Source organism: Mesorhizobium japonicum MAFF 303099 (genome assembly GCF_000009625.1).
GTDB lineage: Bacteria > Pseudomonadota > Alphaproteobacteria > Rhizobiales > Rhizobiaceae > Mesorhizobium > Mesorhizobium japonicum.
Genome location: NC_002678.2, coordinates 4,385,850 through 4,401,935, shown reverse-complemented (window position 1 = coordinate 4,401,935; position 16,086 = coordinate 4,385,850). Strand labels below are relative to the sequence as shown.

14 protein-coding genes and 1 tRNA gene are annotated in these 16,086 nt (G+C 60.5%); 6 read left to right on the top strand and 9 right to left on the bottom strand.

Features of this window, described 5'->3' with window-relative positions; translation table 11 throughout:
- The first annotated feature begins 13 nt into the window (after positions 1-13).
- Complete coding sequence (locus MAFF_RS22505) at positions 14-955, top strand: 2-hydroxyacid dehydrogenase (RefSeq protein ID WP_010913270.1); 942 nt, start codon at positions 14-16, stop codon at positions 953-955.
- A gap of 8 nt (positions 956-963) precedes the next feature.
- On the opposite strand, the gene MAFF_RS22500 is transcribed toward MAFF_RS22505, so the two are convergent.
- The 3 genes from MAFF_RS22500 to MAFF_RS22490 all read right to left on the bottom strand — a co-directional run bounded on the left by MAFF_RS22500 (position 964) and on the right by MAFF_RS22490 (position 2,969).
- Complete coding sequence (locus MAFF_RS22500) at positions 964-1,491, bottom strand: ATPase AAA (protein ID WP_010913269.1); 528 nt, start codon at positions 1,489-1,491, stop codon at positions 964-966.
- A 71-nt stretch (positions 1,492-1,562) separates the two neighbouring features.
- Positions 1,563-1,922 (bottom strand): hypothetical protein, encoded by a 360-nt coding sequence (locus MAFF_RS22495; RefSeq protein WP_032932859.1) that lies wholly within the window; start codon positions 1,920-1,922, stop codon positions 1,563-1,565.
- A 129-nt stretch (positions 1,923-2,051) separates the two neighbouring features.
- Positions 2,052-2,969 carry a class I SAM-dependent DNA methyltransferase gene (locus tag MAFF_RS22490; protein WP_044548848.1) on the bottom strand — a complete coding sequence of 306 codons (918 nt, stop codon included), beginning with the start codon at positions 2,967-2,969 and terminating at the stop codon, positions 2,052-2,054.
- 151 nt (positions 2,970-3,120) lie between these two features.
- On the opposite strand from MAFF_RS22490, the gene MAFF_RS22485 reads away from it, so the two are divergent.
- Both MAFF_RS22485 and MAFF_RS22480 read left to right on the top strand, forming a co-directional pair.
- Positions 3,121-4,128 (top strand): ligase-associated DNA damage response exonuclease, encoded by a 1,008-nt coding sequence (locus MAFF_RS22485; protein WP_010913266.1) that lies wholly within the window; start codon positions 3,121-3,123, stop codon positions 4,126-4,128.
- 4 nt (positions 4,129-4,132) lie between these two features.
- Positions 4,133-5,734 (top strand): cisplatin damage response ATP-dependent DNA ligase, encoded by a 1,602-nt coding sequence (locus tag MAFF_RS22480; RefSeq protein WP_010913265.1) that lies wholly within the window; start codon positions 4,133-4,135, stop codon positions 5,732-5,734.
- A 4-nt stretch (positions 5,735-5,738) separates the two neighbouring features.
- Here the strand turns inward: MAFF_RS22480 and MAFF_RS22475 are convergent, their stop codons facing one another.
- Entirely contained in the window at positions 5,739-6,884 is a 1,146-nt protein-coding gene (locus MAFF_RS22475; RefSeq protein WP_032932855.1) for a hypothetical protein, read from the bottom strand.
- 288 nt (positions 6,885-7,172) lie between these two features.
- Here MAFF_RS22475 and MAFF_RS22470 point away from each other — a divergent pair.
- A tRNA-Thr gene (locus MAFF_RS22470) sits at positions 7,173-7,248 on the top strand.
- Positions 7,249-7,489: 241 nt separating this feature from the next.
- Here MAFF_RS22470 and MAFF_RS22465 read toward each other — a convergent pair.
- From MAFF_RS22465 to MAFF_RS22450, 3 genes are all read right to left on the bottom strand, one after another.
- Positions 7,490-10,834 carry a DEAD/DEAH box helicase gene (locus tag MAFF_RS22465; RefSeq protein WP_010913263.1) on the bottom strand — a complete coding sequence of 1,115 codons (3,345 nt, stop codon included), beginning with the start codon at positions 10,832-10,834 and terminating at the stop codon, positions 7,490-7,492.
- Positions 10,835-11,142: 308 nt separating this feature from the next.
- Positions 11,143-11,868, bottom strand: coding sequence for a hypothetical protein (locus tag MAFF_RS22460; protein WP_010913262.1), 726 nt, complete (start codon positions 11,866-11,868; stop codon positions 11,143-11,145).
- Between the two features lie 369 nt (positions 11,869-12,237).
- The gene (locus MAFF_RS22450; protein WP_010913261.1) at positions 12,238-12,837 is read right to left on the bottom strand and encodes a terminase small subunit; all 600 of its coding nucleotides are present in this window, start codon (positions 12,835-12,837) and stop codon (positions 12,238-12,240) included.
- A gap of 92 nt (positions 12,838-12,929) precedes the next feature.
- Between MAFF_RS22450 and MAFF_RS22445 the strand changes: the two genes are divergently transcribed.
- The gene (locus MAFF_RS22445; protein ID WP_010913260.1) at positions 12,930-13,547 is read left to right on the top strand and encodes a hypothetical protein; all 618 of its coding nucleotides are present in this window, start codon (positions 12,930-12,932) and stop codon (positions 13,545-13,547) included.
- A gap of 309 nt (positions 13,548-13,856) precedes the next feature.
- Here the strand turns inward: MAFF_RS22445 and MAFF_RS22440 are convergent, their stop codons facing one another.
- Together MAFF_RS22440 and MAFF_RS22435 are read right to left on the bottom strand one after the other, a co-directional pair.
- Complete coding sequence (locus tag MAFF_RS22440; RefSeq protein ID WP_010913259.1) at positions 13,857-14,186, bottom strand: hypothetical protein; 330 nt, start codon at positions 14,184-14,186, stop codon at positions 13,857-13,859.
- On the bottom strand, positions 14,183-15,046 hold the full coding sequence (locus MAFF_RS22435) for a DUF2092 domain-containing protein (RefSeq protein ID WP_244420588.1): 864 nt from the start codon (positions 15,044-15,046) through the stop codon (positions 14,183-14,185). The genes MAFF_RS22440 and MAFF_RS22435 overlap by 4 nt, the downstream gene beginning before the upstream one ends.
- Positions 15,047-15,655: 609 nt before the next feature.
- Here MAFF_RS22435 and MAFF_RS39180 point away from each other — a divergent pair.
- Complete coding sequence (locus tag MAFF_RS39180; RefSeq protein ID WP_157866042.1) at positions 15,656-15,988, top strand: hypothetical protein; 333 nt, start codon at positions 15,656-15,658, stop codon at positions 15,986-15,988.
- Positions 15,989-16,086: the final 98 nt, after the last annotated feature.

Sequence of the window (16,086 nt, the reverse complement as noted above, 5' to 3'; positions counted from 1 at the left end):
CTAGAATACCGCGATGGAAAAAGGCCGCATCCTGCTTGCCGTCACCGGCTTTCATCCGCAGCGCTGGCGCGAGCTTTTGTCGGCCGAGCGCGAGGTGGTGCTGGAGCCGGATGGCGCCAAGGATCCGTCGATCACCTATGCAGTGGTGTGGAAGCAGAAGCCGAACCTGTTGTCGTCGCTGCCCAATCTGCGCGCCATCTTCTCGATCGGCGCCGGCGTCGACCATATTTTCGCTGACCCGGGCCTGCCCGACGTGCCGATCGTCAAGGTCGTCGCCGACAACCTCACGCAATACATGACCGAATATGTCGTCTGGCGGGTGCTCGATCATCATCGCCAGGGCCTGCTCTACCGGCAGCAGCAGCAAAAGAAGATCTGGCACGAGCCGCCGCAGCGGCCGGCCGGCGACATATCCGTCGGCATTATGGGGCTCGGCAATCTCGGCCGCGCCGCGGCCTCGGTGCTGCTGTCGCTCGGCTTCGCGGTCAATGGCTGGTCACGCACCGAGCGGCCGATGCAAGGGGTGGCGACCTATTCCGGCGAGGCCGGGTTGATCCCCTTCCTCAAGGCCACCGACATCCTTGTCGTGCTTTTGCCGCTGACGCCGGACACGCAAGGCATCATCAATTACGGCGTGCTCAAGGAATTGCGCAAACGCAACGGCCTCGGCGGTTCGGTGCTGATCAACGCCGGGCGCGGCCGCCTGCAGAAGGATGCCGACATCGTGCGGGCGCTGGATGACGGCACGTTGAAGGAGGCGAGCCTCGACGTGTTCGAGGTCGAGCCGCTGCCGAAGACCAGCCCATTGTGGAACCATCCGAAAGTGTTCGTGACGCCGCACGCCGCGGCGACCTCCGATCCCATGCATCTGGCGCCGACCATGCTGCGCCAGATGGACGCCTTCGAGCGTGGCGAAAAACTCGAGAATCTGGTGGATCGCAAGGCGGGATATTAGCCAGGGTCTTACATCGCCAGATCCCAGTCCCTGAAGCACTGCTTGATTGCTCTCACGGAGGACAGCTGCAGTTTTGGCAGGTCGAGCTCCTCGAACATCGCCTGGTACCTCCGGCGGTTTTTCGGCGTGGTCACGGCAATATGGTGGATCATGTCCCATTTGACGCTGTCGCGTCCGCCCTCCAGGGCACCGCGCCTGTTCTTCTCAAACCAGCTTCGCCTGAAGTAACGCAGCAGGCTTGCCGGCGTGGAGATATCCAGCAGGATCAGTCCCGACGCCCGCCGGAAACCTTGTGGTATGCAGATCGAGTAGTTTCCGTCCATCACCCAGCGCTCGCCGGCGATCGCGGCGTCGTGCAAGGCGATGAATTCGCCCTTTGGACGCGCCTCCCAGTCGGTGTTGGGTAGATGATGCAGCAGATCGAGGTGAACGGGCTCCAGGCCACGCTTGCGGGCGATCGCGTCGGCCAGGGTCGACTTGCCGCTGTTGGACGGCCCCAGAATGCAGATGCGGTCGCCAAGGTCCGAGAGTTTCATCGATCGTCCCTCATGCGGACGCGAGCATGCTGCCGGCTATCGCTCTCGTCGGATAGCCGCCGCTTCTATCTTCAGCTAGGCAGAGCGAACTTCTTCTGCTTGTCCGGCTTGCCGCAGTCGCGACGCTCGAGCGACCGGTTCATGGCATCGATCTCGCCTGACGCCTTGTCGCTGTCGCGCTTGGCCTTGGAGCGCATGTCGGGCGTGAACGGACCGAAACCCATCGCAGGATTGGAGAAGGTCGGCTTCACGGTCACCGGTAGGTTGTATTGCTGCGCCAAGCCATTGCGCTGCGCCAGCAACTGATCGCACGGCACGGTGTCGTATTGCAGGGAGGATTCTATGTTGGCGTCCTGCCGCTCGGACATCGAATTGCCGACGCAACCGGCTGTTGCCAGGCAAGATGCCAAGATCATCATGTTCCAGCGCATCCGATATGCTCCTCCCGGTATCCCGCCCTGATGCGACCAGATCGCAAATATCAGTCGCGCACGCAAATCGGACTTTTTCGCAGCAACACCGAGCCGTGGCAGCACCACCGCACGATGATCCTGCATAGTTCAAGCGGCGTGAGGCTTCCACGCCACAACGCCCAGCCCTTTGACGGGCTCGCGGCGATCCTGCCGGATGGTGGTTGGCTCCAGCGCCAGGATCGCAAGCCCTTTGGCCTCGAGTGTCCGCCCGACATAGGGTTGCGAATGGGCGTAGCGCCGCGAGGGCTGCAGCGCAAAATCGCCGTCGCCTGCCAAGGTCTCGATGGAGAAGGCAAACAGGCCGCCTTCGGCAAGCAGGCCGGCAACGGTGCCCACCAGACCATCGAGCGCGCCGATGTAGATCAGCACATCGGCTGATGTCACCAGATCGGGCTTTTCGCCTGAATGGGAAAACCCCTGCAAATCCGCTTTTGTCAGCGTGTCGTAGATGCCTTTCGCCCGCGCCTTCTTCAGCATCCTGGCCGATATATCGACCCCTTCCAGCCGGTCGACGAGCGGCCTCAGCCTCTCGCCCATCAGCCCGGTGCCGCAGCCAAGGTCGAGCGCCAGGCGGAAGCGGCCCGGCCTTGCCTTGCGAATCATCTGCTCGAGGAATTCGGGCAAGCGGTAGTCGAGCTTGCCGACCAGCATCTCCTCGAATGTCTCGGCATAGTGGTCGAACAGCGCCTCGACAAAAGCGCTGGGCGGCGCGGCGGCAACCGGAGCCTTGCCGATCAGCTGCAATTTGAGGGCAGCGCCCTGGCGATCGGCCGGATCCAGTTTCAGCGACGTCGTCCAGGCCTGCGCCGCCAGGTCGAGCTTGCCCGATGCCTCCTGCATCTCGCCGAGGCGGAACCAGCCCATTGCCCATTGCGGCGCCAACTCCAGCGCGCCAAGCAGCAATTCGGCCGCGGCCGTATGATCGCCGGAGGCAAAGAGCATCTCGGCATAGTCGGCACGACGATCGGCGTTCAAATCGCCCGATGAGGTCTGAAGCGGTTTCATGATGATGGTTCCGCCGGCGGATGGCCGGCCGCCACCTCTTTAGAGCAAAGGATGCGGAAGCTGAACCGAATTGAGCGCCCTTTGCCCAGGAGAGTCAGCAGTCTCCGACATCAGGCTTCCCGCAGCGGAATTATATCCTATCTTGGGGACCATGCGCGCCAGCGACCTGCTTCATCCCCGGCCCGAAGGCCTTTACTGTCCACCGGGCGATTTCTTCATCGACCCGGTGCGGCCGGTGAACCGGGCGCTGATCACGCACGGCCATTCCGACCATGCGCGTTCCGGCCACCGCTCGGTGCTGGCGACGCAGCAGACGCTCGACATTATGGCCCTGCGCTACGGCGAGGACTTTGCCGGAACGACCCAAGCCGCACGGCTCGGCGAGACGATCGCTCTCGACAGCGTCAGCGTCAGCTTCCATCCGGCCGGGCATGTGCTGGGTTCGGCGCAGATATCGGTCGAGCATCAGGGCACGCGCATCGTCGCCTCCGGCGATTACAAACGGCAAAAGGATGCGACCTGCGCGCCGTTCGAACCGATCCGCTGCGACGTCTTCATCACCGAGGCGACTTTCGGCCTGCCGGTGTTTCGCCATCCACCCGACACGGAAGAGATCGCCCGCCTGCTGAAATCGGCGGCGCAATTTCCCGAACGCTCGCATCTGGTCGGCGCCTATGCGCTGGGCAAGGCGCAGCGGGTGATGCGGCTGTTGCGCGACGCCGGCTATGACAGGCCGCTCTACATCCATGGCGCGCTGGCCAGGCTCAGCGAATACTATCAGAGCCAGGGTATCGACCTGGGTGTCCTCGAGCCGGCAACGGTCGAGGGCGGCAAGGATGACTTCACCGGCGCTATCGTCGTCGGCCCGCCATCGGCCTTCGCCGATCGCTGGGCGCGGCGCTTTCCCGATCCGATCTCGTGCTTCGCGTCGGGCTGGATGCGGATCCGCCAGCGCGCCAAGCAAGGCGGCGTCGAACTGCCGCTGATCATATCGGACCATGCCGACTGGGACGAACTCACCGCCACCATCAAGGAGACCGGCGCCGAGGAGATCTGGGTGACGCATGGCCGCGAGGAGGCCCTCGTGCGCTGGTGCGAGCTCGAAGGCATCGCCGCCCGGCCGTTGCATCTGGTGGGGTATGAGGACGAGGGCGATTGAAGGCATGAACCGCTTCGCCGAACTTCTCGACCGCCTGGTGCTGACGCCGTCGCGCAACGGCAAGCTGACGCTGCTGGTCGACTATTTCCGAACCGTCGAGGACCCGGATCGCGGGCTGGCGCTGGCCGCCATCACCGGCGATCTCAAAATAGCCGCGGTCAAACCGGCCATGCTGCGCATGCTGGTCACCGAACGCATGGACCCGGTGCTGTTCGGCTATTCCTACGACTATGTCGGCGACCTCGCCGAGACGGTGTCGCTGGTCTGGCCGCAGACGCCGGGCAAGATCCCCAACCGCGAGCCGACGCTCGGCGAGGTCGTGGCCAAACTGCAGGCGGCAAGCCGCTCCGACGGACCGAAAGTGCTGGCCAGCCTGCTCGACAGCGCCGGCATCTCGGCGCGCTTCGCCATCATCAAGCTGGTCACCGGCGGCCTGCGCATCGGCGTCTCGGCGCGGCTGGCCAAACAGGCGCTGGCGGATTTCGGCAAGGTCGACGTCGCCGAGATCGAGGAGCTCTGGCACGGACTGTCGCCGCCCTATACGGCGTTGTTCGCCTGGCTGGAAGGCAAGGCCGAAAAACCCCGCAACACGGCGATGGCTTTGTTCCGTCCGGTCATGCTGTCGAACCCGGTTGGCGACGGCGATCTCGAAAAACTCGATCCGGCGGACTACGCGGCCGAATGGAAATGGGACGGCATCCGTGTCCAGGCGGTGGCGGAAGGCGGCATCCGCCGGCTCTATTCGCGCACCGGCGACGATGTCTCCGGCGCCTTTCCCGACCTCGCAGACGCCATGCATTTTTCCGCGACGCTGGACGGCGAATTGCTGGTCGGCGACCCGCGAGAGGCGACGGGAACCTTCTCGGATTTGCAGCAGCGGTTGAACCGCAAGACGGTGACGCCGAAGATGCAGCAGCAATATCCGGCCTTCATGCGCTGCTACGACCTGCTTCAGGTCGGCGATGAAGACCTTCGCGCATTGCCGTTCCGGGAACGGCGCGGCCGCCTCGAAGCCTTCGTGAAAACGCTCGACCCCGGCCGTTTCGACCTGTCGCCCTTCGTCGCCTTCGCGGACTGGCAGGTGCTGGAGGATTTGCGCCGCGCGCCGCCGCATCCGATCATCGAGGGCGTGATGCTGAAACGCTGGGATTCGCCCTATGTCGCCGGCCGGCCGAAAGGCCCGTGGTTCAAGTGGAAGCGCGATCCGCACACGGTGGACGCGGTGCTGATGTATGCCCAGCGCGGCCATGGCAAGCGCTCGAGTTTTTACTCCGACTACACGTTCGGCGTCTGGTCCGGAGCTGAGGGCGAGGAGGAACTGGTGCCGGTCGGCAAGGCCTATTTCGGCTTCACCGACGAGGAGCTGAAGCAGATCGACAAATATGTCCGGGACAACACGGTCGAGCGTTTCGGGCCGGTGCGTTCGGTGCGGGCGGACCGCGACAATGGCCTGGTGCTGGAAGTCGCCTTCGAGGGGCTCAACCGCTCGACCCGACACAAATCCGGCGTCGCCATGCGCTTTCCCCGCATTTCACGGCTGCGCTGGGACAAGCCGGCCAACGAAGCCGACCGCATCGAGACGCTGCAAGCGCTGCTCGACCGCTAGAGTCCTACGGCTCGATCGAGACGCGGATCTCGTAGATGTCGACCGCCTTGCCCTGCTTGTCGAAATCGGAATTGACGGCGATGGTTCCGGCCGAGCCCGGGTGCTTGTTGGGGAACTGCACGTCGAACAGATATTCGTTGCGCTGCTGGCCGACCGCGTAGCGCTTGCGGCCGCAATCGCCAAGCTCGCCGAAATTGCAGTCGACGGAGATCTGCGTGTCCTTGCCGTCCTCGGCACGCGCGATGATGTCGAACACGGCGTGCTTGCCGGCGAGCTTCTCCAGCACGCCCTGCCCGACATCGAAGGCGATCGCCGAACCGGAGGGTCCGGACTGGATGCGCAGGAACGGACCGGTGTCGTCCTTCATCACCGAGGCCTTGGCGTCCGACGGAGCGGCGACATGCGTCGGGTCTGCCGGCGAGAACACATTGATCCAGTTGCGCGACTGGTCCGCAGCGCCAGGCTTGGCCGGCGCGTTGGCGCCGTCGGCCGGGGTGAAATCGTCGTCCTCGACGGTTGGCGGCGCCTCGGGCGGCGCCGTATTAAGCTGCGCTGCAGTCTTGAACACGCCGGTCTGGATGGCGAAGAACACGCCGATGCCGATCGCCGCAAGCAGGGTCACGGTGAAGAAAATGGCGGTCAGCGGCAGACGGCGCCCGCGTATGCGCCGCTCATCGCGATCGGGCGCCACTTCCGTGGCAGCACCGGACGCTGCGGGAGCGGACATGTCGATGGCCGGCACGCCAGGAAGCGTCTCGTCCGGCATGATGTCGGGAACGACCGGCAGCACGCGCGATCGCGGCGCATCGGATGCCGGCTGCGCGGGGCTGTCGACGGTGACGGTGGGCGATGGCGCCTTGTCGCCGATCTCGATGGCGGGCGCCGCAGTGGCCGCGGGCTCGGCCGCCGGGGCATCGACCTCCAGGCCGACATCAGGCACGGCCGGCAGGAACTCGGATTCGATTTCGGTGATCGTCGCCTGGATCGCCTTGCGGCGCTTGATGGCGACTTCCACGGTCACGCCGGGATTGGCCTGGAGCGCACGGTCGAGCGCGGCAAAGGCCGACCGATAGACCTTCTCGCGGAACGCGCGGTCTTCGGCGTTGCCCTTTTCCAAGGCGTTCCGGATCGCTTTTTCGATCGCGTCCAAGCGGGATCCCTCTGCAAATTGCCCAAACTTCCGTGATGGTTAGCCGTAGGCGACCAATCAATCAACGGGCGGGCGGCCGCATTCTGCCTCGACGAGCCGTCCAAAGTCCATCTTGGCGCTATTCCGGCAAACAAAATCGGAACATGCCGGCAATTCTCGCGCACACGGGGGCGCAAACCCTGGTTTCGACCGTGGCGGCCGCTCTTGCATGATTTGCCAAGTGGCATCTTGAATTCGCGGCCGGTTGAGTCTATCACCCAGCCCATCTTGGAGGCTTTGGCCTCCCGGGCCGCTTTAGCTCAGTTGGTAGAGCACATCATTCGTAATGATGGGGTCAGGTGTTCGAGTCACCTAAGCGGCACCACTTACTTTCAAAAATTGGCTCGAAATCAGATACTTAGCGAAATTCTCGCTGCAACGGTCCACCCTGGAGACCCCCTTTGGCTCAGCGATGGAAAACAATCTTCGCCACGGTTGACCGCCACGCCAGCTAGCGGTCCAACCTGGCACCGAGGTCCTCTGTCGGCGAAACATTCGTCGGCGATACGGAATCGTCACCCCCAGCGCGCTCGCGGTGGTCCGGGTGCCCTGGAAGTCGACGGCTTCTAGTCGCAAAAAAGGCGCAGCCGCACACTCGCACGGGCACATCCTGTCTGAAGAGCATCCCAGTGCATGAGAAATTGCCTTAAGCGATTGCTGGGAGCCGGAGCGTCAAGGCCCTGGCTGAGGGCCGCGCGCCGTACCATCGTCGCTCCGACGATCCAGATTTCCTTGTCAAACGATGGATTGCGGCATGCCCGGATGAGTCTTTCGTTGAGCTGATCGGGAGCAAGGCCGGGACCGTCTTTGAAAATCCTGTTGCGGCCGTCGAGCAGGACGGTGTTCGCCCGAACATTCGATTGCCAGCGTTCTGCAGTCCAAACCGGCGATGGCTCGCTCCGAGAAATAAAGGCGAGGCTGGCGAGCGCCTGACGGCCAACGTCTTGGAGGCTCGAAACGTTAAAGCCAGTTCCGCCTTCTTCCTGCTTTCCCATTTTGGCGTGGGCAAACACGAGCTTCTTCCTCTCTTCATCGAGCCCGATGAAGTCGGTGATCTCTTGATTATCGTCATCGCAGAGCCAGATGGGATAACTGCTGATTGCCCTCGTCAGGTCGTCTTCAGCTATGCCGGCGGCAGCAAGTTGCTGCCCGCCCACGGCGGAGAATAAGCCGAAGATGGATGTCTTATACCACCCGTTTCTATCTCCCCCGAAAATCGCCTCGCCCTTCTCGGAAGTTACATGCCGCAAGCATGCTGCCGAAAAAATGTAGTCCAGGATCGGCTTTGCGCCGCCCTCGCCGGTCCATCGCAGACGGGGCTCGTAGAACCGTCCCTCCGAATAAACGACGCCGTTTCTTTGAACGATGATTCGGAAAGACTGACTTTGATTGAGGCGCTGCACGAGTGTCTGCGGCTGCCGCCTGTCGTCCGTTCTATCTGGCCGGAACCGATCATTTAACGCTTCGCTCTTGAGACGATACTTACCCGCATCTTCACGGTACTCGATCGAGCACGGAATATCGGCGCCTCCAATCTTGATTGTGAACTCGCCGGTCTCCTGATCAACATCCGCGCAGAGATCATCGTAATCGACCTCAGGATTTCCGTCTCCCTGAGCGGCAGCATCGTCGTCCTGCGCGTCAGCAAATCCGTCCTTTGAGAAGTCCAGCAGGATGGAAGCCGGTGTGGCTTCGGCCAGTGAGAGGCCTTCGACCACCTGAGCATATCGTCCGAATACGTCGCTTCGCGTTCTCTCTTCATCTCGCAGCTCGGCTGCGACTTGGGCGGTCCAATCAACATATTCCTGTACTGGCACATTCCGTTCGGCGGCATCTCTGATCCGCGAGCGTAGAAAGCCAACATATCTCGCGCCGCCGTTGACAAACCCGAACGCGGATGCCGGAACGAGGGACGGGTCGAGCAGGTCGGTGAACACTTTCTCGAAGGAGCGCGTCCTGACGGCCATGCTGCGGATCGCCTGCTGCGACATTTCAAGCGAGGTAAACGAGAGGCGCGACAGCTTCGTGGGCGTCCCTACATCCGCCTCCGGAAACGCCTTTTCGAGCAGCGCCCGGTCTGCGCGCTTGAGACCGAGCTTAGCCATGTCTACGACGAGGCCTTCCGTATCGTGCATAAGGACGAACTCGTCCTGCCGGACGGCGATGAAAATTCCCAACTTCCATTCCGAGAAGAAGCGGTCGATAAGTAGGGGCGAGTTGCGCCAGGCGTAGTAAGAGAACCCGATTGTGTTGGCCGGCATGCCCTCAATGGGCGTTATCTTGAATCTATCCTCATCGAGTATCGCTTCTTCGATCTGTGGCCCTAGCGCTAAGATGTCGGCGAAAGGCTCGCTCATTCGCAGCACTGCCGCTGATTGTGGAAGCTGTATATCTCCGGCGGCAAGCGGAGCCTCGATTTCGAAGCGCCCACGAAACTCTCCTCCGATATATTGGTACTCGGCCATGAGGTTGAGGAGCCTGTCGGGCAGCGTCACCTCGTTGCTCACGATGAAAGCAACGTTGTCGGCCGCGTAAACCTCATACGCGGTGTAGCGCTCCCAGGACGTTCGAATGCGCCTCGCATTAGCAGGCGAAGCGATAACCCAGCCAGTCTGCTTTACTCTGCGATCGCCGTTGGAATAGCGTGTAGCACGGCCGATCTGCTGCACAAGCTGACGGGCGTTGCCCATAAGATCGAAGATCGCCACAGCAACAAAGGACGAATCGTCGATACCTTCCATAAGCTTGAATTGATGTATCCAGAATTGAGCATCCGGCCGAGCGGAGGCAGCGGACGAAACTGAAGTGAACCTGTCGTGATTCTGATCTGTCTTTTTCGCGCGATCGTGAATCAGAACCGACCTCGTGCCGAAGGCCGCATTTATGGCGCTCTGAAGCGCCTCCAGAGTATCGAGGTCATCGGCGCGAACCATGACTTTCGGCAGCGTGCCGTCGTTCTTGAACCACCGGTCCGTTGTTTGAAGGCGCGCAAAAAGCTCTGATCGAAGCAGCGCCACAAACCGGCTCACCGCGTCCCCTCCGCTAGCATGGTCATCGTTGGGGACAATGACTTCCACAGGCCGTATGATCCGGTCCGCGACGGCCTCGGCATAAGGATAGTTGAACAGGAAACGCCCCCTGACTCGGAACGATTTATAGTCGTTTCGGTAGGGCGTCGCGCTAAGGAGGAGCGTCGGCAAGTTGAAGTCGCGAACCCCGTGCGACCACGAAACCGCCGGCTCGTAGTGGCCTTCATCGACAATGATTAGGTCAAAGGTTTCCTTGATCCGTTCTAGGAGCCGGGCGCAGACACCTCCGTCTTTAAGCGCCGTTCGCCGTATCTTGTCCAGTGCCTGATGCGTTCCGACCAGCACCGCTCGGTCGGCGTTTTCGAGATGAACATGCAGCGCAGCGCAGCGGCTCGGCAAGAATGTCTCAGTGTAAACGGTCTCAAGGTTCTCCCCGAAAGAATCCGCCACCGCCGTGAACAGTTGGCCGTCGTTGACTGAGTAACCAATATGGCCCCAGAATCTGAAACGAATGTCCTTCAAGAGCTGTTTGGTCAGCGCCTCGCGCGGCGTGAGCACCAGCACCTTACGCACGCCCGGCAGGCATCGCGACAACACGGCGATAATGCCCGATTTCCCCGTACCCGTGGGAAGCTTGAGCAAGGCAGCTTCCTGGTGCTCAGGCCGCTCGGGGATCGTCCGATTGGCATTCAGATAAGCAACAACCGTTCCGATTGCCACCTTCTGATGCTCCCATAGGTGAGGACTCGCGCCGGCCTGCGACCAGAAGCCGTAGCGCCCAAGCTGGCCCATATCTCTGCGAAAGCCGGCACGGTCTATAAGCGGCTTTGTCAAAGCGCTTATCGACGTTCTCTTATCGAAAATCAGATCGTCCAGCCTCATGCGGCCCCATCGGTCCAGATGAAGTAAATGCAATTTCCAACGCCGAGCCGACGTTTCGCGGGATGTTCCTGCCTGCCAGTTGTTTTCAACCTATGCCCCTCAAACAATGCTGAATATCCTTCAGCAGCCAAACTTTGGCTATATCAATATTCAGTCTGCGCAAGGCCTGTTTTCTCAACGCTAGCAAGAATTCGGAGGGGTTGCACGTTCCCTAAATTGGGCTCTAGGCGATTGGTTGGACACGTCCCAGATGAACGTTTGATAAGGTACGGTAATGCCACGCCCAATTCATTGACAGACCCCTGGCTCTAGAAAACCGCCTTTGGTGGTGGCGGCAAATTATCCCATCGCTCTGCAATGCCGGCGCATTCGGCTTCCATATTTTTGAACTTTGAAACGCTGTCTGTTGGCGCGGGAAAGCAAGTGCCCGAATATGCGTCAATTGTAATGCAGAGCTTATGCTCCGGCTCCGCCCCCTCTTCGATTTCGGCGAGAGCCAGATATCCAAACAAGAAAGCAGATTGCCAGGCGCCAGTGTCATCCTTCAGAGGCTTGCCCTTGGCGTAGCGCAAGGTTGCCGCGCCGATCTTAACCTTGTTCGTTTTTGTCAGACGGCGAAATCGCAGCTGGATATCGGGCTTCACCTTCACGTTGCCCAGCATGATCGCCAGGCTCTTTCCGGGTATCAACCTCTCCGCGTCCGGCAGTCCAATCTCTCCGGCGACTTTAGCAAAGCGGTCTATGTAGTCGGCATTGTGATCATAGAGATCGCGTTCAAACTCATCGTCGGCCATGCGCGCGCGGAGCTTTGCAGCCGCATCTTTAAGTACAAGAATTTGGGGATTCTCGGAGCGAAGAAACTTCGATACATTCTGCTTAGCCTCGTCGTGCTGTACGACGCGGGCAAGTGATTGGTATTTGCATCCGATCAGGATGGACCGTCTCTTGAGCGCCGACCCTGACATATAGTCTGCAAGAAAGCGGGCTGAGATTTGTGGCTTTGGCACAAGGCGATGAGTCTTCCGTTCGGGCATGTTTCGTCCCCCGGGGATCTATGATGGATGAATTATACTTCAGCGTTGAACTCGACGACGAAAGAACGCTGTGCTTGGCACCCCTAACGGACCGCCGCCTATCCATGTCAGGGCAAGAAATCAATGACCCAAGCGGCTATTTCTTATATGAACAACGGGGTTCTGGCGAGTTCGCTACTGTAGAAATAATTGCGCAGATAATATCGGATGAGGCGCTGCTTCGCATTCGCGACGCCTTCAACATGCGTTAAGCGCCGGCCGTTCGTAGTGCCCCGGGCTCCCAGGCTTGAATGGGCGGGCGGCGATGCCAGCTCTTTCCAATCGGGATTTTGGTCGTGAAGCTGGCATCACGCGTGGTGATGCGTCGCACTATTTTGTTGAATGGTGCGCATCGGACCTCAGCGCCGGAGCAGGCTCAGCGTTCACGACGTCTGGGGCGGTTTGAGCGCGTGAAACGCGCGCAAGTCGGTCGGCAAGGCCATCCAGACTCTTGATCTGCAGGGTATCGCGGAACGCGGCGACCGACACGTGACGACCAAGCGCTTCGATCCGGCGAGCGCGGTCGGACAGCTTAAGCTTTTTCGTAGTACCTATCTGGACGCGATCTTCACCGCGCCCCTCGAACACGGCTTCAATCTCAACCCCGGCTACAAGCCCACGTCGCCAGACCTCGGGCCATTGGTGGACGGGAAGAAGATCGCCCGTTTCCTCGTCGTAGAGGTCAGCTAGGTCGGCTTCGACTTCTTCGTGCAGCCGCTTAAGCAAGTAGTTCGCGTCGACCTCGACGCGATCGAGCCGCTTTTGTTGCCCTTCCTCAATCGCGGCCAATATCTCGGGATCGTTCATCAGGCGAGATGCGGTGACGGGAGCAGACAGCGCCGCGTAGCCAGCACGCAATGCCGCCTCTGTGCCCGTCTCCGACCTTAGATATTCCTGAACGAATCGCCGCTGCTTATGCGTAAGTGCCATGAACGGAACTCTATTGTGGCACGGTTGTTGCGAGTTTCCGCCTTATCAGAAATTATGATTTTGCCTGTTGAACTGAAACGGACCCTTGCGCGATGGAATCCAGCGATGCCGATTACCTTTACGCGCGGACAAGTCCGGCGCTTCTGGCGGTGCATGCCAGTGAGAGAGCGGCTTCCGAATTCGAAACTGCGATGTCGGGTGACGCCGAACGCTGGTTCTTTGCAATCACCGACATGCATCAGGCTTTGACAGCGGCGCTGGTCGAAACGCTCAGCGGCACGGCAGGGATAGGCGCTTTGACGGAGAGAAACCAGAAACAGTGGCTCGGCCATTTCAACCACACTCCCGGCTGTCAGCCACCCAATCAATACCGGATCGTAGAATTCGAAACTCTCGTCGACCGCGCTGTTGATGTTGCGAACGTCCACAATATGCACGGCACGCTCAAGCTTACGGAAGCCGAGAGTCGTGACATTCTAAGGCTGAACGAATTCCGGAACGACCTGGCACACGTTAAGCCACGCGGCTGGTCACTGGAGATCGCCGGCTTGCCGCGCATCTTCGGAGCCGCCGCCAACGCTATGCGTCAATTGTTCGACATGGCCCCGCTTCGGCTTCATCTTGACGACGATCAGATCCAGCGTGCGGACAAAGCTATTACTCTGATCGCAAACCGGATGGCGGCCGTCTCATCGGCGCGCGTCGATTAATCCCGTCGCTTCCGGCTGCAACGAGATTCGCAGAGTGTAGCCACACGGCGGAAGGGCTCGAATTGACCGAAGCCGACCCTTGTCTTCCACGATCTGAACAGCAGCTATGCTCCTGATGTCGGTCATTCCGGCCGACTTGGCCGCCTACCAGAAGCGGACATTGCTGGTGCCGACGCTGAGGGTCGTGGTGGCGCGATGTGCAGACATTTGAAAGTCACGGCTGCAAATTGCGATTCGCACCAAAAGAGGACGTTGCGCCTCGATATGGCCACGTCCTCAAGACCCTGATCGAAGGCGAAGCGTCGGGCTCTACTGGACGATGACCTGCACGTAGACGCCACCTTCCCTGGCGTAGTAGACGCTGCCGCAGCGATAGTAGTAGGCGCCGGCGTACGGCCCATAGACACAGCCGCCGGGCAGGACACTGAGCCGATATGCGGTGCGCCGCGCCACACGGCGCGCCGTCCGGCGGGCGACGCCGGCATAGGAGAGCGGCGTCAGCGGATGGCCAATCCTCGCCTCGGCGGGTGTGCCGAAGCCAAGCTTGAGGCCGAAAGCACCGTCGCGCTCGAATTCGATGCCGCCAAGGGCGAATGCTGCGGTAAGGCACAACATGAGAGACTTGGCGCGGTTGGTCATTGTGCATCCTCCGCGGTCTGACTGGGCAGCTCGTCGATTGAAACAAGCGCGCTGAGATCGACCTTCTTCGCGCTTCCAGGCGAGAACCTGAAATCCGCCGATTCGACCTCATCGCCGCTCTTGAAGTCGCTAAGTTCGAACATGTACTGTGGGGCCTGACTGACGTGCTTGCTGGTGATCACGTAGCGTAGCGGGACCGGCCGGTCTCCGTCGGCGATCCAGATCTCCCAGTCGACATCCGGCTTGCGGAAGGCGAGGTATTCGCAGTCAACGCCATTCACCACCGCACCGGCGATATGCTTGGCGTCGGTGACGCCATCGATCAGGCCGTCGAAGATGTTCGCGGACAGAAGGTCCGCGCCCGGTGCCTCGACGCCGGCGTCGGCGAGGCGCTCGGTCAGTTCGTCGATGGTGCCCTTCGCTTCGATCTGCGCATAGTCGTTGAGGTTCTTGCCGAGCACCGAGAAGGTTGCACCGTCGAACACCACGTCGATATCGGCGAAGCCGCCTTTGCGGGTGACGCGCAGCTTGTCGGGGCGATCCACGGTCGCCGTGCCGGAGCTGACGAATTGCAACTTCTGGAAGTCGGGTGTGACAACCTCGATCGTCGATTGGTAGGAGAAGGAGAATTTCTGCTGCTTGGCCATGAAATCCGACATGGTCTTCAGCAGGTCCTTTGCGTCATCGGCAGCACGCACGTTCGTCAGCGGGACTAGGGCGGCCACACAGGCTAAGATCAACACGCGTGCTCTCACCGTCCCGCTGAAGCCTCGAACCGTCCCGCTGAAGCCTCGAACCGAATGAACCATACCTACCTCCCGAGTTGCCAGGCCGCGTCTGTCCGCAGATGAGCGATCCACATGCTCGGACCAAAGTGGACACCTCGTGAAGTACGTTACCGTAAACGCGGGGACGTCGTCGGGACCGGCCATCCTGCGGGAACTTAGGCAGCGGGAGGTGCAGCGGGGTGTTACAGTAACGTGCTGGATTTCAGGTAGGGGAAGGCGACTGTCGCAATTGCAGAGCGATCAGCCCTCGCGGCAGTCATGCCAAGCGTTTCCCGTCGACAGCACCTTCGGATCGGATTTCTAATGCCCACCGAGGCCGACTACAACCACAGAGGATTGATAAAACTCATGTTGAGGATGCCGGCATTGCGCAAGAGGCTCCAGGAGGTGAGCACCGCGAATCCGGATATGCTCAGCCTGTGTGGAGCGTTCGACGAAGCAAGTTCGACCCTTGACCGCCTACGCAAGGACGGAACACGATCGGATCCGGCGATGGTCCAGGAATATGAGAGCCTGTGTGAGCAAATCGAGCACGAAATTATCGAAATTTGCAGAAGATAGTCCGTTAAATATTACGAGTATGCAACTATAGGCTGCGCATATGAAAATTGCTTTCTACTAGTTTCATTGGTAGGATTGCTTTAGGGCGAGGAGTACAAATGGACGAGGGGTAAACTCGTCATGCATGCAAGCGGCGGCAGGCACGCTGATTCCGAGCTGGAAAATAGTGTGCCTGAGCAGGAAGCGCGGCAGGAGCTGGAGAGGATACTCTCCGACCCCCAATTCCACTGCGCAGATCGCAACCGCAAATTCCTTCGCTTTATCTCCGAAGAACTGTTTCAAGGACGCGAAGGCTCAATCAAAGCGTATTCCATAGCAGTCGACGTTTTTGGTCGTACGTCCGGATTTGACCCGTCGACAGACCCAATCGTGCGGATTGAAGCAACACGATTTCGGCGACTGCGATGGCAAGATCCCCAACTGCCTGCCGACCATGCGCACAACCGCAAGTAATGGCTCGCCCCTTACGGGCCATCGTCGGCACCCCAAGCATCCGGACGATTGCTTGGTAACTGTAACGTACTTCGCCCTCTAACGACTGAAGACTAAAA